Below are 22224 nucleotides of genomic sequence, written 5' to 3'. Positions count from 1 at the left end.
ACGCTATCGCTGTGTCAGAGCGGTTGCTCCTTCGTGCCAAGTGCCGCCGAGAGCCGCTGCTTTGCGGAGCCCGGTTTCAACGGCTTCTGCTGGCTTTCATGCGGCGCCCATCCGGAAAGATAGATCACCGAGAATGTCGCGCGGACGCGGCCGTCCGGGTCGGAGAAGCGTTCGGCATAGATTTCCGCGGCCCGCAGGAAGAAGCGACGCGAAACGGGCAGGCGGCTTCGGGCAGTGAGCGGGCTGGTCATGCCCATGGCGCGCAAGTCGCGGATCAGCGCAAACAGTGAATCGTAACGCACCGTATAGGTTTCGGTATCCGTGACCGGCAGCGCGAAGCCGGCACGTTGCAGCAGAGCGCCCACATCGCGGACATCGGCGAAGGGGATGACCCGCGGACTGGCTCCGCCCGTCAATTCCGCCTCGGCGGCCAGGAGCGCCTCGCGCAGTTCCTGCAGCGTGCCGCTGCCCGGGATGGCGGCGAGGAAAAGCCCGTCGGGCTTCAGCGCACGGCGAACCTGGATGAAGGCGCCCGGCGTGTCGTTGGTCAGGTGCAGGGAGAGCGGCGAAACCACCAGGTTAAAGCCTTCCGGTTCGCCCGGAACCTCCTCAAGCGAGGCGATCGTTACCGGTGCTTGCTCAGAACCAAATCGCGCATCCGTTTCCACGCGCTCGACGGCACCGACCTTGCCCGTTGCCATGAGATGGTGAGCCGTTTGCCCGGTGTAGCCGTGCAACTCCAGCGCGCGATCGAAGTGACGCTCGACCACGCTGACGCGTTCGGCGAGTTCCTGGGCGACGATATCGAGAAGGAAACCGGCCTTCGGATCGGCGTTTCTGAGTGCCCTTGCCCGATGTGCCTCGACGAGGCTCTGGTCAAAGATTTTTTCCACGATACTGTCTCCGCAAGCTGGCCAGCAAAAAGACCTTCGGAGGTTCAAAGTCAACAGCATGGCATGGGAGAGACCGTTGTTTCCGGGGGAAGGGTGGGGGCGTGTGCTGCGGGGCCTCGTCTCCGGAACGGTCGATCTCGTCTATCCGCCTGTCTGCTGCGGTTGCGGCCGGATGGTGGGCGACCATCGTGCGGTTTGCGCGCCTTGCTGGTCGACGCTGCCGCTGATCGAGCGCCCTTTTTGCGACATTCTCGGGACGCCGTTTTCGGTCGACCATGGACCGGGCTCGGTTTCGCCCGAAGCCATTGCCAATCCGCCGGCCTTCGACCGTCTGCGGTCGGTGGCAATCCATGAGGGCATTGCCCGCGATCTGGTGCACGGGCTGAAATATCGCGATCGCACCGATCTTGCGCCGATGATGGCGGAATGGATGATCCGGGCGAGTGACGGTGCGGTCGCCTCGGCCGATGCGATCATCCCGGTGCCATTGCACGCTTTTCGGCTCTGGAGGCGTCGGTTCAACCAATCGGCGGAACTGGCACGGGCCATCGCGCGGCTCTCCGGCAGGCCTTATCAACCCGATGTGCTCAAGCGTATCCGACGCACAAGCCGGCAGGTGGGCCTTGCCCGGCAGGCACGTGAGGACAATGTGCGCGGTGCCTTCGCGGTCTCGGAAGCCGGCATGGCGGGTCTCCGTGGGAACAGCGTGGTTCTGGTCGACGATGTATATACGACCGGTGCAACCGTCTCCGCAGCGACCCGTGCGCTGAAGCGGGCGGGAGCCGGGCCGGTCACGGTTTTGACCTTTGCAAGAGCCATATCCGGTCTTATATGACAATCAGTTGTCCGGCACGGTGGTCGGTGAAGGAGCGATTCAGGATCATGGCTTCAGTGGTCATTTATACGCGTCAGTTCTGCGGTTATTGTTCGGCCGCCAAGAAACTACTGGAAACCAAGGGCGTGCCCTTTCTCGAACATGACGCAACCTATGATCCGAAGGTTCGGCAGGTGATGATCGAAAAGGCCCATGGCGGCTCGACCTTCCCGCAGATCTTCATCAACGACATTCATGTCGGCGGCTGTGACGACCTGCACGCGCTGGAACGCGCCGGCAAGCTCGACGCGATGCTAGCGGCCTGAAGCGGATCCGACGTTTCGCACATTGCCGACGCGAGGCTGCCGCCTCAAGCGTCGGTGGTGCGCATCAGGAGTAGACCACGATGACCTTCAAGGCTGCGGCCATTCAGATGTGCTCCGGCGTCGATCCGCAGAGGAACGCGGAGACGATGGTTCGGCTGGTGCGCGAGGCGGCGGCTCAAGGGGCGATTTATGTCCAGACGCCGGAGATGACCGGCGCGCTCCAGCGGGACCGGGCGGGCTTGCGCGCGATCCTGAAAGATGAGGCGAACGACATTATTGCCGGTGCAGCGGCGAAGCTCGCCGGTGAACTCGGGATCTATCTCCATGTCGGCTCGACGCCGATTGCGCTTGCCGACGGCAAGATCGCCAATCGCGGCCTTTTGTTCGGACCAGACGGTCACAAGATCTGCGACTATGACAAGATCCACATGTTCGATGTTGACCTCGACAATGGCGAAAGCTGGCGGGAAAGTGCTGCCTATCAGCCCGGCGGCTCGGCACGCATTGCCGATCTCGAGTTTGGCAAGCTTGGTTTCACCATCTGCTACGACGTGCGCTTCCCGGAGCTCTTCCGGCAACAGGCGGTCGCCGGCGCCGAGATCATGTCGGTTCCCGCCGCCTTCACGCGCCAGACCGGCGAGGCGCATTGGGAAATCCTCCTTCGCGCCCGTGCGATCGAGAACGGTCTCTTCGTCATCGCCGCGGCGCAAGGCGGCACGCATGAGGACGGGCGCGAGACCTTCGGTCATTCGATGATCGTCGATCCCTGGGGCAGGGTGCTTGCTTCGGCCGGTCCGAGCGGCGAGGCGATCGTGCTTGCCGAAATCGATGTCGCCGCAGTGCATGCGGCACGCGCCAAGATACCGAACTTGAAGAACGCCCGCAGTTTCGTGCTCGATGAAGTGGTGCCAACCGGGAAGGGAGGTGTTGCCGCTTGATCCGCTATACAATTTCCTGCGACAACGGCCACGCCTTCGAAGGCTGGTTTTCGTCGAGCGACGATTTCGACCGCCAGGTCGACCGCAAGCTGGTTTCCTGTCCCACCTGCAATTCAACGTCCGTTGCCAAGCAACTGATGGCGCCTTCGGTCGCGACCGCGCGCAAGAAGGAAGCAACACGGGCGGTGATCATGGATCAGGCGCAGAAAGAAACGGTCGCCAAGATCCGCGAACTGGTGAAGACCGTGCGCGAGAACGCCGAGGACGTTGGCGAGCGTTTTCCCGAGGAAGCGCGCAAGATCCATTACGGCGAAGCGGAAGAACGTGGCCTGATCGGCAAGGCGACGGCGGAAGAGGCTGTGGCGCTGCTTGAGGAAGGAATTGCGGTCGCGCCGCTGCCGATCTTGCCTGACGAGGTCAACTGACGCGCGGTCTATTGGCGCCTCGGCTTCGCGTTATTTGCTACCTGCTCTTTAAAAACAACGGCTTGCTTCCCACCTCGCGGCTTCGCAATGGGAGATTTTTCAGCCAATGACATTGTCCGAGCTTCGCATTTCCACCGATCGCCTCGTCATCCGGCCATTCGGGCCCGACGATTTTCCCGCCTTCTTCGCCTATCACCGGCTGCCGGACGTCTATCGCTATCTCTATCAAGAACCGCTGGACGAGACGGCTGCGCGGGCGAAGTTCGCCAAGGCGTCGGCACCGCGCCTCGATAAAGACGGCGATGTGGCGGTTTTTGCGGTTGAGCGTCAGGAGGATGGTGCTCTGATCGGTGAAGTCCTGCTGAAGCTCGCAAGCAAGCCGGCGGCGCAGGCGGAGACCGGCTACATCTTCAATCCCGCTTTTGCCGGCAAAGGCTATGCGACCGAGGCGATGCGGGCCGTGCTCGATCTCGGTTTTTTGACGCTAAACTTCCACCGGATCTTCGCCCGGCTCGATGCGCTGAACAAGGGATCGGTCGGTGTCGTCGAACGTCTCGGCATGCGCCGCGAAGCGCATCTGATCGAGAATGACCGGTTCAACGGCGCCTGGGGCGACGAACTCGTCTATGCGCTGCTGAAACGAGAATGGCAGGCCAAGTCTGAGATCGGCTGAGCCCGCAGACGAGCCGGTCGGCGGCGTTACAGCGGACGCTTGGCGACGAGCATGTAGTTGACGTCCATATCCTTGGACAGGTTCCACTGATTGGCGAGCGGATTGAAGAAGACGCCGGTGCGTTCAGTGATTTCGAGACCACTCGCTGAGAGCGGCTTTTCCAGTTCTTCCGGGCGCACCAGCTTTTCATACTGGTGCGTGCCGCGCGGCAGCCAGCGCAGCACGTTTTCGGCGGCGAAGATGGCAAGGGCTGCCGCCTTCATGGTGCGGTTGATCGTGGCTACGAACATCAGACCGCCGGGTCGAACCATATGGGCACAGGTGGTCATGAAGAAATCGACGTCGGCGACGTGCTCGACCACTTCCATGTTGAGCACGATGTCAAAACTCTCGCCGGCTTCGGCCAGCGCCTCAGCGGTCACGGCGCGATAGTCGACCGCCACGCCGCTTCCGGCCGCATGCGTCTGGGCGATCCCAATGTTTTTCTCCGAAGCATCGGCGCCGAGGACGTCTGCACCCATGCGCGCCATCGGCTCGGACAGGAGGCCGCCGCCGCAGCCGATATCGAGCAGCCGCAGACCTTTGAGCGGTTGCGGGCCCTTGGGATCGCGCCCGAAATGTTCGGCCACCTTGTCGCGGATGTAGGCAAGGCGAACGGGATTGAACTTGTGCAGCGGCCGGAACTTGCCGGTCGGGTCCCACCACTCCGCGGCCATGGCGGAGAACCGGTCTACCTCGCTCTGGTCGATCGTCGTGCGTGCGGTCTCGCTCATGTCGCCGTCTCCTTGTATCTTCTTTGGTGAAGTCGGACGATCAGGCAGGGAAGTCAAGAGCCGGTGATGGGCCAGATGGGCGCAGGCCAGGCGGGCGCGTTGTGCTACCTGCTCTATTGCGCATCCGCCTGCGGCTGGTAGTGCAGGATGACCACGCCCGATTTCAGTGGGCGAACGTGGGTCAATTTGAGTTCCGTTCGCTTCAAGCCCGGCTTGAACAGGGGCACGCCGTTGCCCAGAAGCACCGGATTGATGCCGAGACGATACTCGTCGACGAGGCCCTTCTCGATCAGCCCTGCTGCAAAATCGGCGCTGCCGAAAACGAAGATGGTGCCGCCGTCGAGCTGTTTCAGACGTTCAACTTCCTTGGTGGCTTCAGCTGTGACGAGTGTCGTGTTGTGCCAGTCGGCGGATGTCAGCGTGCGGGAGAAGACGAACTTCTCGACACTGTTCATGAAGGTGGCGATGTCGCCTTCGGCGGACGGCCAATAGGCCGCCATCATTTCATAGGTCACGCGGCCGAAGAGCAAAGTGTCCGCTTCGAGTTGCGTTTCGCCGATATAGGCGGCGAGTTCGTCTTCGAAGACGAACCAACCGATGTCATGCCCCGGTGCTTCGAAGAAGCCGTCGACGCTGACCATGTCCCACATGATGACCCTGCGCATTGTCTCTCTCCCGTTGCTGCATGTCCTGGAATGGGGAAGATTGGCAAAACTGATATAGTTTCGCAAGTGGTTTATTTTTCGCACCAGAGTGACTCGCGGCATGGCTCTCCGCCGTGCTAGCATTCTTGAGGTCTACAGCGGATGGGGGAATTCATGGCGCTTGGCAGGATCGACTGGGCAGTCGCTGTCGTTGCGCCGAAGCCTTCTGATCAGCTGCTCGAAATCGGCTGCGGTCACGGCGTTGCAGTGACCAAGGTTTGCGAGCGGCTTGTCGACGGGGGGATTGAAGCCATCGATCGATCGGCCACCATGGTCGCGGCGGCAATGCGCCGAAATGCTGAATACCTTGCTGCCGGGCGAGCCATCGTGCAGGTCGCGGACCTTCGCTCACTCGATCTGGACCATCGCCGCTTCGACAAGGTGTTTGCGATCCGCGTTGGCGTCTTTACGCGAGGCGATCCCGCGCGTGAGTTTGCTGCGCTCGTACAGCTGTTGAAGCCGGAAGGGCGCCTCTTTCTCTTTCACGACGAGCCGTCCATGGACGCGGATGAGGTTGGCGCGCGGATCGAAGCGGCGGTTCTTCGCCACCGGTGGAACGTCGAGGCTCGGTTGACGCACGTCTTCGACGGCGGCGAGGTTGCCTGCGTGATCGCCCGGCCGCCTTCCTAGCGACGATGCAGAAGGTGACGCCCGCTCTTGGCGGGCGTCACGGGTGCGATCGGGTTCGCTTGCGCGATTGCTAGCCGAGTTCGCTCGCCGCAGCTGCGGCGAAGAAGTCTTCCGGGTCCTCGACTTCGACCAGCCGGCGCTTTTCGATCAGCCAGAAGCGGTTGCCGACATTGCGCACGAAGCTGCGGTCGTGGGAGACCAGAAGGCAGCTCGTCTCGTGTTTCAGCAACTCCGCCTCGAGCGCCTCCTGGCCCTCGATGTCCAGATGGTTGGTCGGCTCGTCGAGCAGGTAGAAATTCGGCTCCTTCAGGCGCAGTACGAGCATGGCGAGGCGGGCCTTCTGACCGCCGGAAAGCCGGCTGATTGCCTTCTCCTGCATGTCGATGCCGATACCGGCGCCAACGAGTAGTGTGCGAGACCGCTGATCGCCCAGCGAGAAGCGACGGGAAAGCGCGGCAAGCGGCGTCTCGTCATCCGATAGTCCCGCAAGTGCCTGGTCGCTATAGCCGAGCACCAGCGAGGGCGTCGCCTTCAGCGCTTCCGGCGCGCGGCCGGGCTCCTCGATCGCCGCGCGGATCAGGTTGACGAGCCGCGTCTTGCCGGCGCCGTTTTCGCCCAAGAGCACGATGCGGTCGCCCTGGCAGATCCAGCGCTTTCCGGTGCGAAAGAGAGCGGTTCCGTCAGGCGTCTCCACCGTCACGTCGTCGAGTGTCACCAGGATCTTGGCGTGGGTGCCGCGGTTGGCGAGCCGGATCGCGCCGGCGGAGCGCTCCTGATGGGCCGGCTTTGCCGCGTCCTCCAGCCGTTCGGCTCGCTGCTTCAACTGTTTCGTCTTCACGGTCAGCAAGTCGCTACCGGAATTGATGCCGATATTGTTGAGCTTGGCGGCCTGGCGGCGAAGCTGTTGCGCCACCTTCATGTCGCGCTGGTAGCGCCGCTCCTCGGAGGCGTCCACTTCATCGAGGGTAGCGCGCGCCCGCGAATAGGGGAGCGCGAAGATTGGCGATTGCTCGGGTCTGAGGAACAGCGTCCGGTTGGTGGTGGCGTCCAGGAAGGCGCGGTCGTGGCTGGCGACGAGCACCGGCACGTCGCGCGGCAGGGCGTTCAGCCAGGCTTCGAGCCGGGCGATCTTGGCGAGATCGAGATGGTTGGTCGGCTCATCCAGGAGCAGGGCGTCCGGATCGCTGACCCAGACGCGGGCGAGAAGCATGAGCCGCTGCCAGCCGCCGCTCAATTCCGAGACCGCGCGCTGGCGCAGCACTTCCGGCACGTCGAGCGAATCGAGCACGATGTCGACGCGCCAGCTCTCGTTTTCCGCCTGGTCGGCCGGAAGGGCCGAAAGAACGGCGTCGTGGAAGGAGAGGGGCAGCAAGGCGGCCGCAACGTTCTGCTCGACATGGCCGATGGTCAGGCCGCGTGAGCGCGTGATTTCCCCGGCGGTCGGATCGAAGCTGCCTGCGATCGATTTAAACAGGGTCGTCTTTCCGCGGCCATTCGCGGCGACGATGCCGATGCGGTCACCGGCGGCGACGGAGAGGTTGAGGTTGGAAAAAAGCGGTGCGCTCAGGCTGACACCGAGGTTGCGGATATTGATCAAGGCCATGGTCGATCTCTGGACTGCGCGAGCGACGATGAGACATCCGTGGCGGCACTTCAGGCCGGGTTTTCGGATGATTGGACCCGGAACAGCACGCATGCTGTCAACGGGCCGTCGGCTCGGTATTGGAAGACGATGCAGGCGCTTAAACCGAAACGGTTCCGCACTGCATCACTCTGGGCAGACCAGGGATAGGATTCGCAACTCGCGAAGTATGTCTGGTCAGCCCTGCAAACGCATCTGCAGGGCTTGGACGGGGCCACGCTGGCGGTGGTGCCGGAAGAAAGTTATCACGTGCAGCCCCCCTTTCTCGAATTCAAGTTGCCAGCCACGTTTAGCATCGAAGCCGGTAATTTTCAACGTGGCATTGCGGGGTCGATGGGTACGGATGTTTCCGTGAATTCCCGTCCTGGGCAATATTGTTGCGAAATGCGCCGGTCGTGGTGCACGGCGCGGTCCGAATCTGTGTCCGCTTGCCATTGCGTGCCGCCCCCTGATCCGCTAAGAGACGCCGCGACTTTCCGCTCCCCGAAGCGGTGACTGCCGATGTCCGAGAAGTCTCCCAAGCTTTTTGACCGTCGGGCGCCGGCGGGGGCTTTCCTGTCACGCGCGCCTGCGCGCGCTAAATTGGGTACCGGTAGAGGCACATGGCACGCATCGTGATGAAATTCGGCGGAACCTCCGTCGCTGATTTGGACCGCATCCACAATGTCGCCCGCCATGTGAAACGCGAGGTCGATGCCGGCCACGAAGTCGCCGTCGTCGTTTCCGCCATGTCTGGCAAGACCAATGAGCTGGTCGGCTGGGTGCAGAACATGCCGAAGGCAACCGGCGCCAACTCGCCGTTCTACGACGCCCGCGAGTACGACGCGATCGTTGCTTCCGGCGAACAGGTGACGTCCGGCCTGCTTTCGATCGCGCTGCAGTCGATGGGCATCAATGCCCGCTCCTGGCAGGGTTGGCAGATCCCGATCCGCACCGACAACGCCCATGGTGCTGCCCGCATCCTCGATATCGACGGTGCCGAACTCGTCCGCCGCATGGGCGAGGGCCAGGTGGCCGTCGTCGCCGGCTTCCAGGGGCTTGGGCCTGACAATCGCGTCGCCACGCTTGGCCGCGGCGGCTCCGACACCTCGGCCGTGGCGATCGCCGCAGGGGTCAAGGCCGACCGTTGCGACATCTACACCGACGTCGATGGCGTCTACACGACTGACCCGCGCATCGAGCCGAAGGCGCGGCGGCTGAAGAAAATCGCGTTCGAGGAAATGCTGGAAATGGCATCGCTCGGCGCCAAGGTGCTGCAGGTGCGCTCGGTCGAGCTCGCCATGGTGCACAAGGTTCGCACCTTCGTGCGTTCGTCTTTCGAAGATCCCGATGCGCCGGGCATGGGTGACCTTCTCAATCCGCCCGGTACGCTGATTTGTGATGAGGATGAGATCGTGGAACAGGAAGTCGTAACCGGCATTGCCTATGCCAAGGATGAAGCCCAGATTTCGCTGCGCCGTCTCGCCGACCGGCCGGGCGTCTCCGCCGCGATCTTCGGCCCGCTTGCTGAAGCCCATATCAACGTCGACATGATCGTTCAGAACATCTCCGAGGACGGTTCGAAGACCGACATGACCTTCACGGTTCCGTCGGGCGATGTCGACAAGGCACTGAAGGTGCTCGGCGACAACAAGGAGAAGATCGGCTACGACGTCGTCCAGTCCGAGGCCGGTCTCGTCAAGGTATCGGTCATCGGCATCGGCATGCGCAGCCATGCCGGCGTCGCCGCGTCCGCATTCCGCGCGCTTGCCGACAAGGGCATCAACATCAAGGCGATCACCACTTCCGAGATCAAGATTTCGATCCTGATCGACGGTCCCTATGCGGAATTGGCGGTTCGCACTTTGCATTCCGCTTACGGTCTCGATAAGAGTTAGTCGACAGACGACCGATTTGGGATTCGCGGCGGTTTTGCCCGCGTATCCCCTTGCCGCCGTCACCTCTATTTCGGGAGACCCCACGCGATGAGAGACCTTTCCGCAGGTCCGCGCGTTCTCCTCAAGCGGTTGCGCGAGTTGATGGCGGAACCGCTGGAGCCGCAGGAGCGCCTTGACCGTATCGTGCGCCAGATCGCGCAGAACATGGTCGCGGAAGTGTGTTCGGTCTATGTGCTGCGTTCCGACGGCGTGCTCGAACTCTACGCGACGGAAGGTCTGAACAAGGCGGCCGTCCACCTGGCGCAGTTGAAGATGGGGCAGGGCCTCGTCGGCACCATCGCCGCCTCGGCGCGGCCGCTCAATCTGTCCGACGCCCAGTCGCATCCGGCCTTTACCTACCTGCCGGAAACCGGCGAAGAGATCTACCACTCCTTCCTCGGCGTGCCGATCCTACGCACGGGCCGCGCGCTTGGCGTTCTCGTCGTCCAGAACAAGGCGATGCGCAACTATCGCGAGGACGAGGTCGAGGCGCTCGAGACGACCGCCATGGTTCTCGCCGAGATGGTGGCGACCGGCGAACTCAAGAAGATCACCAAGCCGGGCCTCGAGCTCGACCTCTCGCGTCCCGTCTCGATCGAGGGCAACAGCTATGGTGAAGGCATCGGCCTTGGCTATGTCGTCCTGCACGAACCGAGGATCGTCGTCACCAACCTCCTCAACGAAGACACCGACCAGGAATTGCAGCGACTTGCCGAAGCGCTGGGGTCGCTGCGCATCTCGATCGACGACATGCTGTCGCGCCGCGAGGTGTCGATGGAGGGCGAGCACCGGGCGGTGCTCGAAACCTACCGCATGTTCGCCCATGATCGCGGTTGGGTGCGCAAGCTCGAAGAGGCGATCCGCAACGGCCTGACGGCGGAGGCGGCAGTCGAGCGCGTCCAGAGCGAAACCAAGGCGCGGATGATCCGGCTGACGGACCCTTATCTGCGCGAGCGCATGCATGATTTCGACGATCTCGCCAATCGGCTGCTTCGTCAGCTTTCCGGCTATGGCGCCAAGCTTTCGGCCAGCGACTTCCCGACCGATGCGGTGATCGTCGCGCGTGCCATGGGCGCTGCCGAACTGCTCGACTATCCGCGCGAAAACGTGCGCGGTCTGGTGCTCGAAGAGGGCGCCGTCACCAGCCACGTGGTGATTGTTGCCCGTGCCATGGGCATTCCGGTGATCGGACAGGCGACCGGTGCAGTCGCGCTTGCGGAAAACCGCGACGCAATCATCATCGACGGCGACGATGCCAAGGTGCATCTGCGGCCGCTCGCCGACCTGCAGCGCGCCTACGAGGAAAAGGTTCGCTTCCGGGCACGGCGCCAGGCGCAGTTCCGGGCGCTGAAGGACGTCGAGCCGCTGACGAGAGACGGCAAGCGCATCACGCTGCAAATGAATGCCGGCCTGCTCGTGGACCTGCCGCATCTGAATGAGGCGGGGGCAGAAGGCATCGGCCTGTTCCGCACCGAACTTCAGTTCATGATCGCCTCGACCATGCCGAAGGCGGAAGAACAGGAAGCGTTTTACCGCAGTGTGCTGAAGCAGACGGGCGGCAAGCCCGTGACCTTCCGCACCCTCGACATCGGCGGCGACAAGGTCGTCCCCTATTTCCGCGCCGCGGAAGAGGAAAATCCGGCACTTGGCTGGCGCGCGATCCGGCTTTCGCTCGATCGCCCGGGTCTGCTGCGGACCCAGCTTCGCGCGATGCTGCGCGCGGCGGCCGGTGCCGAGCTCAAGCTGATGCTGCCGATGGTCACCGAAGTTTCCGAACTCAGGATTGCACGCGACCTGCTGCAGAAGGAAATCGAGCGGCAGTCGAAACTTGGCGAACAGTTGCCGCGCAAGCTGCAGTTCGGCGCCATGCTGGAAGTGCCAGCGCTCTTGTGGCAGCTCGACGAACTGATGATGGAAGTGGACTTCGTCTCGGTCGGCTCGAATGATCTCTTCCAGTTCGCGATGGCGGTCGATCGCGGCAATGCCCGCGTATCCGATCGTTTCGACGTGCTCGGGCGGCCGTTCCTCAGGATCCTGCGCGACATCGTGCGCGCCGGCGACCGGCACGATACGCCGGTGACGCTCTGTGGCGAGATGGCGAGCAAGCCGCTCTCGGCCATGGCGTTGCTGGGCTTAGGTTTCCGCTCAGTGTCGATGTCGCCGACGGCCGTCGGGCCGATCAAGGCGATGCTGCTGGCGCTCGACGCGGGCAAGCTTGGTGTCGCGCTCAATGCGGCGCTGGACGACACACGCGACCAGACGCCCGTTCGCCAGATGCTGGTGGATTTCGCCGCGGAAAACGGCATTCCGGTTTAGATTGAATTGACGCGTCGCAACCTCGTCCGGACCATGATCCGGGCGAGGGGAGACGCATTTGGAGTGAGACTTGGCAAAGCTTCCCGTTGAAAAGATGCGCGAACTGGAACGTCGGTTCGGTGAGATCGAGGCCCGCATGTCGGCCGGCCCGGCCGCGGACGTTTATGTCAAGCTCGCCTCGGAATATTCCGAACTGCAGCCGGTCGTGACGAAGATCCGCGCCTACGAGAAGGCGATGACCGAGCTTGCCGACATCACTGCCATGCTCGCCGACAAATCGACCGACCGGGAGATGCGCGATCTCGCCGAAATGGAAAAGCCCGAGGTCGAAGCGACGATCGAGGCACTGGAGCAGGAAATCCAGATCCTGCTTCTGCCGAAGGATGCGGCCGACGAGAAGAGTGCGATTCTCGAAATTCGCGCCGGTACCGGCGGGTCGGAGGCAGCACTTTTTGCCGGCGATCTCTTCCGCATGTACGAGCGCTACGCGGCCGGCAAGGGCTGGCGCGTGGAGGTGCTTTCGGCGAGCGACGGCGAGGCCGGCGGGTTCAAGGAAATCATCGCGACAGTTTCGGGCCGCGGCGTGTTCTCGCGGTTGAAGTTCGAATCCGGCGTGCACCGCGTGCAGCGTGTACCGGAGACCGAAGCGAGCGGCCGCATCCATACGTCTGCCGCAACCGTCGCCGTGCTGCCGGAGGCCGAAGACATCGATATCGAGATCCGGCCCGAGGATATCCGCATCGACACCATGCGATCGTCGGGTGCCGGCGGTCAGCACGTCAACACGACGGACTCGGCGGTGCGCATCACCCACCTTCCGACCGGTCTCGTCGTCACCAGTTCGGAAAAGTCGCAGCACCAGAACCGGGCAAAGGCGATGCAGGTCCTGCGCTCGCGCCTCTACGATATGGAGCGCCAGCGCGCCGACAGCGAACGCTCGGCCGACCGCAAGAGCCAGGTGGGCTCGGGCGACCGCTCCGAGCGCATTCGCACCTATAATTTCCCGCAGGGGCGCCTCACCGATCACCGTATCAACCTGACGCTCTACAAGCTCGATCGGATGATGATGGGCGAGATCGACGAGGTCGTCGACGCTCTGCTTGCCGACTACCAGGCGAGCCAGCTGGCGCTGCTTGGCGAACAGCGGGGCTGAGCCATGGCGGAAACGCTCGCGAGCCTCGTTGCCGAAAGCCGCGACCGCCTGCAAGCGGGCGGCATCGAGAATGCGGCGCTCGATGTGCGGCATCTGATCTCCGGCCTGCTCGACATGTCGCTGAGCGCGGTCGTGTCTCGGGGCAGGGACCCGGTTTCGGACGAGGACGCTGCCCGGATCCGGGCGGCGGTAGCGCGGCGACTGGCACGCGAACCGGTCTACCGTATTCTTGGTGAACGCGAATTTTTCGGCCTGCCGCTCAAGCTTTCAAAGGAAACGCTGGAGCCGCGTCCGGATACCGAGACGCTCGTCGATCGGATGATCCCTCATCTGCGTGCGGTGGTAGCGCGAAAGGGCGGTTGCGCGCTTATCGATCTCGGCACCGGTACTGGGGCGATTTGTATCGCGCTGCTGTCGCAAGTTCTTGAAGCAAGGGGCACGGCTACCGATATATCCAAGGACGCACTGGCAACGGCGACGGCGAATGCAGCGGCGCTCGGTCTTGCGGATCGGTTCCGGCCGCTTCTCAGCAACTGGTACGAAAAGGTGGATGGTCGCTACGATGTGATCGTCTCAAATCCGCCGTATATCCGGTCCAGTGTCGTCCATGAGCTTGAGCCGGAGGTGAGACTTCACGACCCGGCCGCAGCGCTTGATGGCGGAGAAGACGGGCTTGATGCCTATCGCGCCATCGCTTCTCAGGCTGGTCATCATCTTGAGACAAACGGCGTGATAGGCTTGGAAATCGGTTTCGACCAGAAAGAGGCGGTGACGGCGTTGTTTAGCGCCGAAAATTTCCGTCTGCGTGAAGAGGCGAAGGATCTCGGCGGTAATGACCGCGTCCTGATCTTCGAACGCGACACAAACCGTTGAAAAAATGCTGCACTGACGCATCTTCTTTCTTGCACAGGCAAAGAAAGGGCTTGGAATCCCAGAGGAAGCGGGCTAGTTTGCCCGCGCACTGGGCAGAAGGTCATGGACCTAAGATTCGTTCCGGTATGACCTGGCCACGGGGATTGCTCTCAAGAAAGAGTTGCTAGGGTTCAACAAGTGCCTTGTGCGGGTACCTGTTAATTTGACGCCAGTCGGCGCCGAAGCCGCCATTGTGCGAGCGCAACGGCGCGTGTTCTGTCGGGCGTGAACGGATCCGGCCGGAAGACGAAACCACATGATCATCATTATCAAGAGAATTCGGGTGAATGTACTATGAGGCCAGGACAGCAAAACAAGCGCGGCCGCGGGCGGAATAACAATAGCAACAACAATAACAATGGAAATAACAACAACCACAACCGCAAGGGCTCGAATCCGCTGACGCGGACCTATGACAGCTCCGGCCCGGATGTGAAGATTCGCGGTACTGCCCAGCACATCGCCGAGAAGTACTCAGCGCTTGCGCGCGATGCCCAGAGCTCTGGCGACCGCGTCATCGCGGAAAACTACCTTCAGCACGCCGAACACTACAACCGCATCATTGCTGCCGCACAGGCGCAGATGCAGGACCGGTTCCAGCGTGACGACCGTCAGGATTTCCGTGGCCATGACGGGTCCGATCAGGACCAGGACGATCTGGATCAGGGCTACAGCGACGACATGCCGACCCCGGTTGCCGCAGCTCAGGCACCTGCTCCCGAGCCGCAGCCTGTCGTCATCGACGGCACAGGCCCGCAGCCGGTGATCGAAGGCACACCGGCGGAAGTCGCGATGGAAGAGGAAGCCCCGGCTGCCTCCGGCCGCGCCGCATCCCGCCGCCGCAACGCGCCGCGTCCACGCCGTCCGCGCCGCAGCGCACAGGAAGGTGCCGCTGACGAAGCCCAGGCTTCGGGCGATGCCGCTCCGGAAGCACCGGCGCTCGCCGCTTCCGAATAAGCGGCGGTCTATCAGCGTTGCCCATTCTCAGGGCACGACAAAAACCCGGCCTGTCACGGCCGGGTTTTTCTTTGTCTGGTCAACGGCGATCAAATGTCGACGCTGTCGACGATCAGTGCGGCAAGATTGGCACTGGCGGCTGCCTCGTTTGTTCGGCCGCGGATCAGCTCACGGCCGATCGCCTCGGCTGCTCCTGCAATGCCGGTGCAGCGCAGGCGCAAATCGTCGGCGGGGATTTTCGCGAAGGGCCCGAGTGCCGTCAGGATCATGGCGACATAGTCGTCGACCTGTTGCTGCTGCGTCGCGATCATGTCCGCGTTGCCGCGTAGCGCTCCTGAGATGGCCTGCCATTCCTCACCACTGTCGACGGCACAGTCGATGTAAACCGAGCTAATGATGTCGGCGACCACATCGAGCTCTTTCGGTGCCGCCGTAAGCGCGGCCTGCAGTTTGGTTGCATGGCGGTCTTCGATTTCCTGGGAAAGCGCGATCAAAAGCCCCTCGCGCGTACCGAAATGCTCGTAGGCGATCGGCTTGCTGACGCCGGCGCGTTCGGCGAGGTGGCCGAGCGTCAGGGCATCAGCTCCGCACTCGCGCAGGATCTCCTTGGCGGTCTCGATCAACTGGGCACGCCGTTCGGGCTTGGCGAGCTTTCGGCTTTTGGTCGGGGCCATCGATCGCAATCCTTTTTCGCGTCGCCTCGTGGCTCTTGAAAGCGGCGTTCGGCAACATATCTACCAATAGTAACTTACTAATGGTAGGTTCGGCAATCAACCGGACACCTTCGTTTAGGAGATAGGAAGATGTCGAACAAGTTTCAGCCTGTTTTGATCATCGGCGGTTCCGGGGTCGTCGGATCGCAGGCGGCGAAAATCATCCGCCGGCTACACTCGACACTGCCGATCGCCATCGGTGGTCGTGATCTGGGCAAGGCCGAAGCGGTTGCGCGCGCGGTGGGCGGGGCAATCGGTGTCAGTATCGACCTAGAGCGGGCCGATCTTGGTGTCGGCGATGAGCCGCGTTTCAGTGCCGTCGTCATTTTCCTGAAGGATGAGAAGCTGAGCTCGATGCGCTACGCCCAGCGCCACGGCATCCCCTACATCAGCCTTTCCAGCGGCACGTTCGAGGTGGGTCCGGAGATGGCGCAATATATCCATGCGCCGGACAAGGCGGCAATCCTGCTCGCCAGCCACTGGCTCGCCGGGGCCGCCATCTTCCCGATCCTCGAATTCGCCAAGGCCTATGAGGCGATCGACACGATCCGCATCGGGGTCCTGCTTGACGAACAGGATATGGGCGGGCCGGCAGCACTGGCCGACTACAATCGCATCACTGGTCTCGCGCCGGCGGCGTTGACGGTCAAGGACGGCAGGCTCCACTGGGCCGGCGGCGAGGATTCGAAGGCGCGCTATCGAAGCGTCGACGGTGTCGAACTCGATGCGGTCGCCTATTCGCCCTTCGATGTCATGGCGCTTGCGGCCCGGACCAATGCCGGCGATATCCGGCTGGATCTCGCCTATAGCGAATCCGCGAGCCGGCGCCGCGGCGAGCCGTTTTCGACCGAGATCGTCATCGAGATGACGGGACGGGGGAAGGATGGTCAGCCTCTCGACCATCGCCATGAGATCGTGCACCCCGAAGGCCAGGCGCCGCTAACCGCCCTTGGTGTTGCGCTGGCGGTGGAACGTATGCTCGGCCTTGAAGGCGGCGAAGCGTCGGCTCCCGGCCTCTATCTCCCGGAGGTTTTGATCGACCCGGCCTACTACGTGCGACGCATGAAGGAGTTCGGAGCTTCGTTCGCCGAACGGTCGCTAATGGCGGCTTAGCGAACCAACCGGCTTCTCGCCTCCCTGAGTACAAATGCGGCCGCGCGGCAAACCGTCGGGCGTCCGCATTTTTCGGTTGCAGATTTCCGTCCAGAGCCAGCGACGGCTCTTTAATTTCCAAAATCGGTGCCCCATATTCGCTTCGGATGCGTTGATCCGGCGCAAGGCGGGGATCGCTCCACACTGACAGGTTTGCCGAATGCGGGAGCCTGATCCTGAATCACCGACGGGTGCCACGCGATGGGCCTGCCGGGTTATGGAGGTAGAGTATGAACATTGAAAAATATTCCGAGCGCGTGCGCGGTTTTCTGCAGTCGGCGCAGACCTATGCACTGGCGCAAGGACATCAGCAGTTCACGCCCGAGCATGTGCTGAAAGTGCTGCTCGACGACGATCAAGGCATGGCCGCTTCGCTGATCGAGCGCGCCGGGGGCGACGCCCGCGAGGCGCGCGCCGGCAATGATGCAGCACTTGCCAAGCTTCCCAAAGTTTCCGGTGGCAATGGCTCCGTTTACCTGTCGCAGCCGCTCGCCCGGGTCTTTTCGAGTGCTGAAGAGGCCGCGAAGAAAGCTGGCGACAGCTTCGTCACCGTCGAACGGCTGCTGCTGGCGTTGGCGATCGAGAGCTCGGCCGCGACATCAGGCATTCTCGCCAAGGCCGGCGTGACCCCGACCAAGCTCAACCAGGTGATCAACGACATCCGCAAGGGCCGCACCGCCGATAGTGCCAATGCTGAGCAAGGGTTCGACAGCCTCAAGAAATATGCGCGCGACCTGACGGCCGATGCGCGTGAAGGCAAGCTTGACCCGGTGATCGGCCGTGACGACGAGATCCGTCGCACCATCCAGGTGCTGTCGCGCCGCACCAAGAACAACCCCGTGCTGATCGGTGAGCCCGGCGTCGGCAAGACCGCGATCGCCGAGGGCCTTGCCCTGCGCATCGTCAATGGCGACGTGCCGGAAAGCCTCAAGGACAAGCGGCTGATGGCGCTCGACATGGGCGCGCTGATTGCAGGTGCGAAATATCGCGGCGAGTTCGAAGAGCGGCTGAAGGCCGTTCTCAACGAGGTGCAGGCCGAAAACGGTGAGATCATCCTGTTCATTGACGAGATGCACACGCTGGTCGGCGCCGGCAAGGCGGAAGGGGCAATGGATGCCTCCAACCTCTTGAAGCCGGCACTTGCGCGCGGCGAGCTGCATTGCGTCGGCGCCACCACGCTTGATGAATATCGCAAGCACGTTGAGAAGGACGCGGCGCTCGCCCGCCGGTTCCAGCCTGTCATGGTCGAGGAGCCGACGGTCGAGGACACGATCTCGATCCTGCGCGGCCTGAAGGAGAAGTACGAGCAGCACCACAAGGTCCGGATCTCGGATTCGGCGCTGGTTGCCGCCGCGACGCTCTCCAACCGCTACATCACCGACCGGTTCCTGCCGGACAAGGCGATCGACCTCATGGACGAAGCGGCGTCGCGTCTGCGCATGCAGGTGGACTCCAAGCCTGAAGAGCTCGATGAGCTCGACCGGCGCATCATCCAGCTGAAGATCGAGCGCGAGGCCCTGAAGAAGGAAACCGATGCATCGTCGAAGGATCGGCTGGAGAAGCTCGAGTTCGACCTCGCTTCGCTCGAAGAGCAGGCATCGGCGCTGACCGCTCGCTGGCAGGCGGAGAAGCAGAAGCTCGGACGTGCTGCCGATCTCAAGAAGCAGCTTGACGAAGCCCGCAACGAACTGGCGATCGTCCAGCGCAAGGGCGAGTTCCAGCGCGCCGGCGAACTGACCTATGGTGTCATTCCGAAGCTCGAAAAGGAGCTTTCCGATGCGGAAAGCCAGGAAAACGCCAATGCCAACCCGATGGTGCAGGAGGTCGTGACCCCGGACAACATCGCGCATGTCGTCTCGCGCTGGACCGGTATTCCGGTTGACAAGATGCTGGAAGGCGAACGCGACAAGTTGCTCCGGATGGAAGACGAACTGGCGAAGTGGGTCGTTGGCCAGGGCGACGCCGTGCAGGCGGTCTCCCGGGCGGTGCGGCGCGCGCGTGCCGGGCTCCAGGATCCGAACCGACCGATCGGCTCGTTCATCTTCCTTGGACCGACCGGCGTCGGTAAGACGGAGCTCACCAAGGCGCTTGCCCGCTTCCTCTTCGACGACGAGACCGCGCTGATGCGTATCGACATGTCGGAATACATGGAGAAGCACTCCGTGGCCCGACTGATCGGTGCACCTCCCGGCTATGTCGGCTACGAGGAAGGCGGAGCTCTGACCGAGTCCGTCCGTCGCCGGCCCTACCAGGTCGTACTGTTCGACGAGATCGAGAAGGCGCATCCGGATGTCTTCAACGTGCTCCTGCAGGTGCTCGATGACGGCCGCCTGACCGATGGTCAGGGCCGCACCGTCGACTTCAAGAACACGATGATCATCATGACCTCGAACCTCGGGGCCGAATATCTGACCGGCCTCGGCGAGAACGAGGACAGCGATGCGGTTCGCGACCAGGTGATGGAGGTGGTGAAAGCCGCCTTCCGGCCGGAGTTCCTGAACCGCGTGGACGAGATCATCCTGTTCCACCGGCTGCGTCGCTCGGAGATGGGTGCGATCGTCGATATCCAGCTCGAAAGGCTGCGCAAGCTGCTTACCGAGCGCAAGATCACGCTGGAGCTTGAGGATGACGCTCGCGCCTTCCTTGCCGACAAGGGATACGACCCGGCCTATGGCGCTCGCCCGCTGAAGCGGGCGATCCAGAAATACCTGCAGGATCCGCTCGCCGAGAAGATCCTGCAGGGCGAGTTCCCGGATGGTTCGTCCGTCAAGGTGCTCTCGGGCTCCGACCGCCTCAACTTCAAGCGCGGAGCGACGGCGGACAAGGAAGCCGCCTGACAACGCATCAAACACAGAGGCCGCCCTTCGGGGCGGCCTTTTCGTTTGTGCAGACTGTGGGGAGGTGGCGCTCCAACTGTTTGAAATTGTCCAAATTGCTCTAGTTGCTTGCGACTTCGGCGCCATCCTTGTTCAGCAACTCGTCGATGCGATCGCGTTCCTTCTCGAACTTCGCCAGCGCGTCGCCGGAAAGCGACTTGCCGCCGGGAAGGCGGATGCGCAGCGGATCGACCTTGTTGCCGTTGACGATCAACTCGTAGTGCAGGTGCGGACCGGTCGAAAGGCCTGTCGTGCCGACCCAGCCGATGACCTGGCCCTGGACGACCTTGTTGCCCACCTTGACGTTCTTGGCGATCGCGCTCTGGTGGTTGTACGACGACACGTAGCCATTGGCGTGGCGGATCAGCGTCTGGTTGCCATAGCCGCCGGAATCCCAGCCGGCCTTTTCCACGACACCGCTGCCGGCAGCGATGATCGGCGTTCCGCGGGGTGCTGCCCAGTCGACGCCGGTATGCATGCGCGAGAAGCCGAGGATCGGATGGCGGCGCATGCCGAAGCCGGAGCGGAAATGGCCGTTCGGCACGGGATTGCGCAGCAGGAACTGGCGGATGCTTTTGCCTTCGCTGTCGAAGTAGTCGATCGAATTGTCTTCCGGATCCTGGAACCGGTAGAAGGCGGTGACCGCGTCGCCGAACTTGGCGCGAACATAGAGAAGCTCGGATTCTTCCGTCGCCATGCCGCGTTCGTCGGTTACGGAGAAGAAGGCTTCAAGCGAGTCCGTCGGCTTCAGCTGCGCCTGGAAATCGACGTTGCTGGCGAGCAGCTTGACGACGAGGCTGACCATGTCGGCGCTCATGCCATAGGAAAGAGCGGCACGGTAGATACCGTCATAGACGCGCGGCAGATCGTGGCTGCTGGTCATGACCGGCGCGCCGTTGTCATCGAAGGCGGTGGCGACCGCGTCGAGCTTCGGCGGTTCCGCACCCGGAACGAAGCGGCCCTTGTCGTCGACCGCCATCGTCAGCACATGGCGGTTGCGCGAATAGATGGTGGCGCGCACGATGCGGGCCTCGTCGCCTTTCTGCGCTTCGCCGTTCTGAATGATGCCGATGCGCAGGACATCACCCTCGCTCAGTTCGTTCGCACCGAGCGCGTCGCCGATATAGCCGGCGGCGTCTTCGGCCTGCGCCTTGGCATAACCGGCATTGACCATGACCGTCGCGATATCGGTCTGCCGCCGCACCGGAATGATGTCGTCGGCATATTCGGTGCTTTCTTCGTCGATGGTCTCGTAGGCGGCATCGCTCTTGTTCTGCTCGACGATCCGGGCGGTCAGGCCCTGAAGCAGATCAAGCCCGTCGCTCTCCGACGCGAAGCGCTGCGGGTCGACGTAATAGAGTGAGGCGACCTGGGTGCTGCCCTCGGTCAGGACCGAACCGTTGGTGCGAACGTTTTCCTCGACCTCTTCGAGCGACATCGAGCTGTCGAAGGCAACGCCACCTTTCAGCGGGAAATCGACGGTCTTCAGCGCCACTTCGGAATCGACATTCGAGCCATAGAGCGTACCGGTGCGGGCGACCGGGGGTTCCTCGTCCGCCTTGTCGGTGGAGAAGATCGCCAGCGGATCGAAATCCGGATAGTTTTCCGAGGGCTGATGGTTGGCGGCAAGCGCCATCTTGACGTGAACGAAGGGCTGCTTGCGCACCACTTCCTTCTCGCCGTCATGGGTCATGGTGGAGACTTCCATGACGGTCTTGTCGGCCGGCTTGGCGACGAGTTTGGGCGAAAGGATACGACCGCCGCGCACCGCGCGTGCCTGCTCGTCTCCGTTCGGCGCGCTGTCGAGCGCCGCATAGGCTTCGGCGGGGATGGCCAGCTGTTGGCGCCCGTCGAGTGCTGCAAAAAGAGCAACGCCCATAAGAAGGCTTGAGGTGATGCCGGTCAGAAAGGTACCGGAAAGCCAGCGTAGGGAGATCTCGCGCCTGTCGGGCGCGCGGCGGCCATGCGCAAGGATCGGCGGCTGATCGCCGAGCGACCTGACCATGTTCTTGTCGGTGTTCATGCCGAACTGAGTGTCCCCGATTTCTCTAAACCGTATTCTTGCCTGCGATACGTTGCGCGAAGATGTGCATCTTTCGCGCAACGGAGTCAAATCGCGGGGGAGGGGAGAGGGCGGATATACCAGATCCCACGCCTACCCGCGCGAAAGCATCCGCGAAGCATCGTCGTTCTCGCTTAGATCGGCGGATTGTGAAAAAGTGAGGGCCAAAATGTGTCTCCACAAGACCGGGAGAGACGGCTAAACTTTTTTGGGGGCTCAAAGCCCTGCGTTTCCGGCCTTTGTCAGAAATCTGTCATTTTTTTCGAAAAAGCCTGTTGACGTCTTCGGGGATGGGGGTCTATAAGCCCGATCACTGACGAGGGCGGCGGCGCTGCTGGCGACGACGACC

General features: G+C 62.6%; 19 protein-coding genes. 13 read left to right on the top strand and 6 right to left on the bottom strand.

From position 1 onward, the window contains the following. Nucleotides 1-14 precede the first annotated feature (14 nt). Complete coding sequence (locus V7S54_RS32320) at nt 15-893, bottom strand: methyltransferase domain-containing protein (RefSeq protein ID WP_065377245.1); 879 nt, start codon at nt 891-893, stop codon at nt 15-17. A gap of 58 nt (nt 894-951) precedes the next feature. Here V7S54_RS32320 and V7S54_RS32315 point away from each other — a divergent pair, with 58 nt between their 5' ends. The 5 genes from V7S54_RS32315 to V7S54_RS32295 all read left to right on the top strand — a co-directional run bounded on the left by V7S54_RS32315 (nt 952) and on the right by V7S54_RS32295 (nt 4069). Beyond that, nucleotides 952-1728: a ComF family protein gene (locus tag V7S54_RS32315; protein WP_065377244.1), complete on the top strand. Its 777-nt coding sequence runs from the start codon at nt 952-954 to the stop codon at nt 1726-1728. Between the two features lie 47 nt (nt 1729-1775). Continuing rightward, nucleotides 1776-2033 carry a glutaredoxin 3 gene (gene grxC / locus V7S54_RS32310; RefSeq protein ID WP_065377243.1) on the top strand — a complete coding sequence of 86 codons (258 nt, stop codon included), beginning with the start codon at nt 1776-1778 and terminating at the stop codon, nt 2031-2033. Nucleotides 2034-2113: 80 nt separating this feature from the next. Beyond that, the gene (locus tag V7S54_RS32305; RefSeq protein WP_065377242.1) at nt 2114-2971 is read left to right on the top strand and encodes a carbon-nitrogen hydrolase family protein; all 858 of its coding nucleotides are present in this window, start codon (nt 2114-2116) and stop codon (nt 2969-2971) included. Continuing rightward, entirely contained in the window at nt 2968-3396 is a 429-nt protein-coding gene (locus V7S54_RS32300) for a DUF1178 family protein (RefSeq protein ID WP_058323921.1), read from the top strand. Before V7S54_RS32305 ends, V7S54_RS32300 begins: the two co-directional genes overlap by 4 nt. Before the next feature lie 106 nt (nt 3397-3502). Next, complete coding sequence (locus V7S54_RS32295) at nt 3503-4069, top strand: GNAT family N-acetyltransferase (RefSeq protein ID WP_065377241.1); 567 nt, start codon at nt 3503-3505, stop codon at nt 4067-4069. 26 nt (nt 4070-4095) lie between these two features. Here the strand turns inward: V7S54_RS32295 and ubiG are convergent, their stop codons facing one another. Next, the gene (ubiG, locus tag V7S54_RS32290) at nt 4096-4842 is read right to left on the bottom strand and encodes a bifunctional 2-polyprenyl-6-hydroxyphenol methylase/3-demethylubiquinol 3-O-methyltransferase UbiG (protein WP_065377240.1); all 747 of its coding nucleotides are present in this window, start codon (nt 4840-4842) and stop codon (nt 4096-4098) included. A 113-nt stretch (nt 4843-4955) separates the two neighbouring features. Further along, entirely contained in the window at nt 4956-5507 is a 552-nt protein-coding gene (locus V7S54_RS32285; RefSeq protein WP_065377239.1) for a dihydrofolate reductase family protein, read from the bottom strand. A 153-nt stretch (nt 5508-5660) separates the two neighbouring features. Here V7S54_RS32285 and V7S54_RS32280 point away from each other — a divergent pair, with 153 nt between their 5' ends. After that, a complete protein-coding gene (locus V7S54_RS32280) occupies nt 5661-6176 on the top strand; it encodes an SAM-dependent methyltransferase (RefSeq protein ID WP_176707629.1) in 516 nt (171 codons plus the stop codon). Nucleotides 6177-6246: 70 nt separating this feature from the next. Here the strand turns inward: V7S54_RS32280 and V7S54_RS32275 are convergent, their stop codons facing one another. Then, entirely contained in the window at nt 6247-7779 is a 1533-nt protein-coding gene (locus V7S54_RS32275) for an ABC-F family ATP-binding cassette domain-containing protein (RefSeq protein WP_065377237.1), read from the bottom strand. A 641-nt stretch (nt 7780-8420) separates the two neighbouring features. On the opposite strand from V7S54_RS32275, the gene V7S54_RS32270 reads away from it, so the two are divergent. The 5 genes from V7S54_RS32270 (at nt 8421) to V7S54_RS32250 (ending at nt 15072) form a co-directional block, all read left to right on the top strand. Continuing rightward, nucleotides 8421-9695 carry an aspartate kinase gene (locus V7S54_RS32270; RefSeq protein WP_065377236.1) on the top strand — a complete coding sequence of 425 codons (1275 nt, stop codon included), beginning with the start codon at nt 8421-8423 and terminating at the stop codon, nt 9693-9695. A gap of 87 nt (nt 9696-9782) precedes the next feature. Beyond that, the gene (ptsP, locus tag V7S54_RS32265; RefSeq protein WP_065377235.1) at nt 9783-12050 is read left to right on the top strand and encodes a phosphoenolpyruvate--protein phosphotransferase; all 2268 of its coding nucleotides are present in this window, start codon (nt 9783-9785) and stop codon (nt 12048-12050) included. A gap of 70 nt (nt 12051-12120) precedes the next feature. Then, nucleotides 12121-13203, top strand: a complete 1083-nt coding sequence (gene prfA, locus V7S54_RS32260; protein ID WP_057254804.1) for a peptide chain release factor 1 — start codon at nt 12121-12123, stop codon at nt 13201-13203. A gap of 3 nt (nt 13204-13206) precedes the next feature. Next, the gene (prmC, locus tag V7S54_RS32255; protein ID WP_065377234.1) at nt 13207-14076 is read left to right on the top strand and encodes a peptide chain release factor N(5)-glutamine methyltransferase; all 870 of its coding nucleotides are present in this window, start codon (nt 13207-13209) and stop codon (nt 14074-14076) included. 333 nt (nt 14077-14409) lie between these two features. After that, complete coding sequence (locus tag V7S54_RS32250; protein ID WP_057254806.1) at nt 14410-15072, top strand: DUF4167 domain-containing protein; 663 nt, start codon at nt 14410-14412, stop codon at nt 15070-15072. A gap of 89 nt (nt 15073-15161) precedes the next feature. On the opposite strand, the gene V7S54_RS32245 is transcribed toward V7S54_RS32250, so the two are convergent. Next, entirely contained in the window at nt 15162-15746 is a 585-nt protein-coding gene (locus V7S54_RS32245) for a TetR/AcrR family transcriptional regulator (protein WP_065377233.1), read from the bottom strand. Between the two features lie 129 nt (nt 15747-15875). On the opposite strand from V7S54_RS32245, the gene V7S54_RS32240 reads away from it, so the two are divergent. Both V7S54_RS32240 and clpB read left to right on the top strand, forming a co-directional pair. Beyond that, nucleotides 15876-16898: an NAD(P)-dependent oxidoreductase gene (locus V7S54_RS32240; protein ID WP_336409875.1), complete on the top strand. Its 1023-nt coding sequence runs from the start codon at nt 15876-15878 to the stop codon at nt 16896-16898. A 269-nt stretch (nt 16899-17167) separates the two neighbouring features. Beyond that, a complete protein-coding gene (gene clpB / locus V7S54_RS32235; protein WP_065377231.1) occupies nt 17168-19774 on the top strand; it encodes an ATP-dependent chaperone ClpB in 2607 nt (868 codons plus the stop codon). Between the two features lie 100 nt (nt 19775-19874). On the opposite strand, the gene V7S54_RS32230 is transcribed toward clpB, so the two are convergent. Then, nucleotides 19875-21836: a M23 family metallopeptidase gene (locus tag V7S54_RS32230; RefSeq protein ID WP_065377230.1), complete on the bottom strand. Its 1962-nt coding sequence runs from the start codon at nt 21834-21836 to the stop codon at nt 19875-19877. Between the last annotated feature and the right edge of the window lie 388 nt (nt 21837-22224).

It is taken from the genome of Ensifer sp. CCNWLY38 (genome assembly GCF_037120565.1).
In the GTDB taxonomy this organism is placed as follows: domain Bacteria; phylum Pseudomonadota; class Alphaproteobacteria; order Rhizobiales; family Rhizobiaceae; genus Ensifer; species Ensifer adhaerens_H.
The sequence above is the reverse complement of the archived record's forward strand: the minus strand, read 5'-3'. Positions and strand labels throughout refer to the sequence as shown.

Excerpts from the sequence above, each read along its gene's own strand:
- clpB (WP_065377231.1), top strand. The coding sequence starts at position 17,168 with ATGAACATTGAAAAATATTCCGAGCGCGTGCGCGGTTTTCTGCAGTCG.
- V7S54_RS32305 (WP_065377242.1), top strand. The coding sequence starts at position 2,114 with ATGACCTTCAAGGCTGCGGCCATTCAGATGTGCTCCGGCGTCGATCCG.
- V7S54_RS32275 (WP_065377237.1), bottom strand. The coding sequence starts at position 7,779 with ATGGCCTTGATCAATATCCGCAACCTCGGTGTCAGCCTGAGCGCACCG.
- V7S54_RS32270 (WP_065377236.1), top strand. The coding sequence starts at position 8,421 with ATGGCACGCATCGTGATGAAATTCGGCGGAACCTCCGTCGCTGATTTG.
- V7S54_RS32315 (WP_065377244.1), top strand. The coding sequence starts at position 952 with ATGGCATGGGAGAGACCGTTGTTTCCGGGGGAAGGGTGGGGGCGTGTG.
- V7S54_RS32240 (WP_336409875.1), top strand. The coding sequence starts at position 15,876 with ATGTCGAACAAGTTTCAGCCTGTTTTGATCATCGGCGGTTCCGGGGTC.
- V7S54_RS32250 (WP_057254806.1), top strand. The coding sequence starts at position 14,410 with ATGAGGCCAGGACAGCAAAACAAGCGCGGCCGCGGGCGGAATAACAAT.
- V7S54_RS32245 (WP_065377233.1), bottom strand. The coding sequence starts at position 15,746 with ATGGCCCCGACCAAAAGCCGAAAGCTCGCCAAGCCCGAACGGCGTGCC.
- V7S54_RS32295 (WP_065377241.1), top strand. The coding sequence starts at position 3,503 with ATGACATTGTCCGAGCTTCGCATTTCCACCGATCGCCTCGTCATCCGG.
- V7S54_RS32280 (WP_176707629.1), top strand. The coding sequence starts at position 5,661 with ATGGCGCTTGGCAGGATCGACTGGGCAGTCGCTGTCGTTGCGCCGAAG.
- V7S54_RS32230 (WP_065377230.1), bottom strand. The coding sequence starts at position 21,836 with ATGAACACCGACAAGAACATGGTCAGGTCGCTCGGCGATCAGCCGCCG.
- grxC (WP_065377243.1), top strand. The coding sequence starts at position 1,776 with ATGGCTTCAGTGGTCATTTATACGCGTCAGTTCTGCGGTTATTGTTCG.
- ubiG (WP_065377240.1), bottom strand. The coding sequence starts at position 4,842 with ATGAGCGAGACCGCACGCACGACGATCGACCAGAGCGAGGTAGACCGG.
- V7S54_RS32285 (WP_065377239.1), bottom strand. The coding sequence starts at position 5,507 with ATGCGCAGGGTCATCATGTGGGACATGGTCAGCGTCGACGGCTTCTTC.
- ptsP (WP_065377235.1), top strand. The coding sequence starts at position 9,783 with ATGAGAGACCTTTCCGCAGGTCCGCGCGTTCTCCTCAAGCGGTTGCGC.
- prmC (WP_065377234.1), top strand. The coding sequence starts at position 13,207 with ATGGCGGAAACGCTCGCGAGCCTCGTTGCCGAAAGCCGCGACCGCCTG.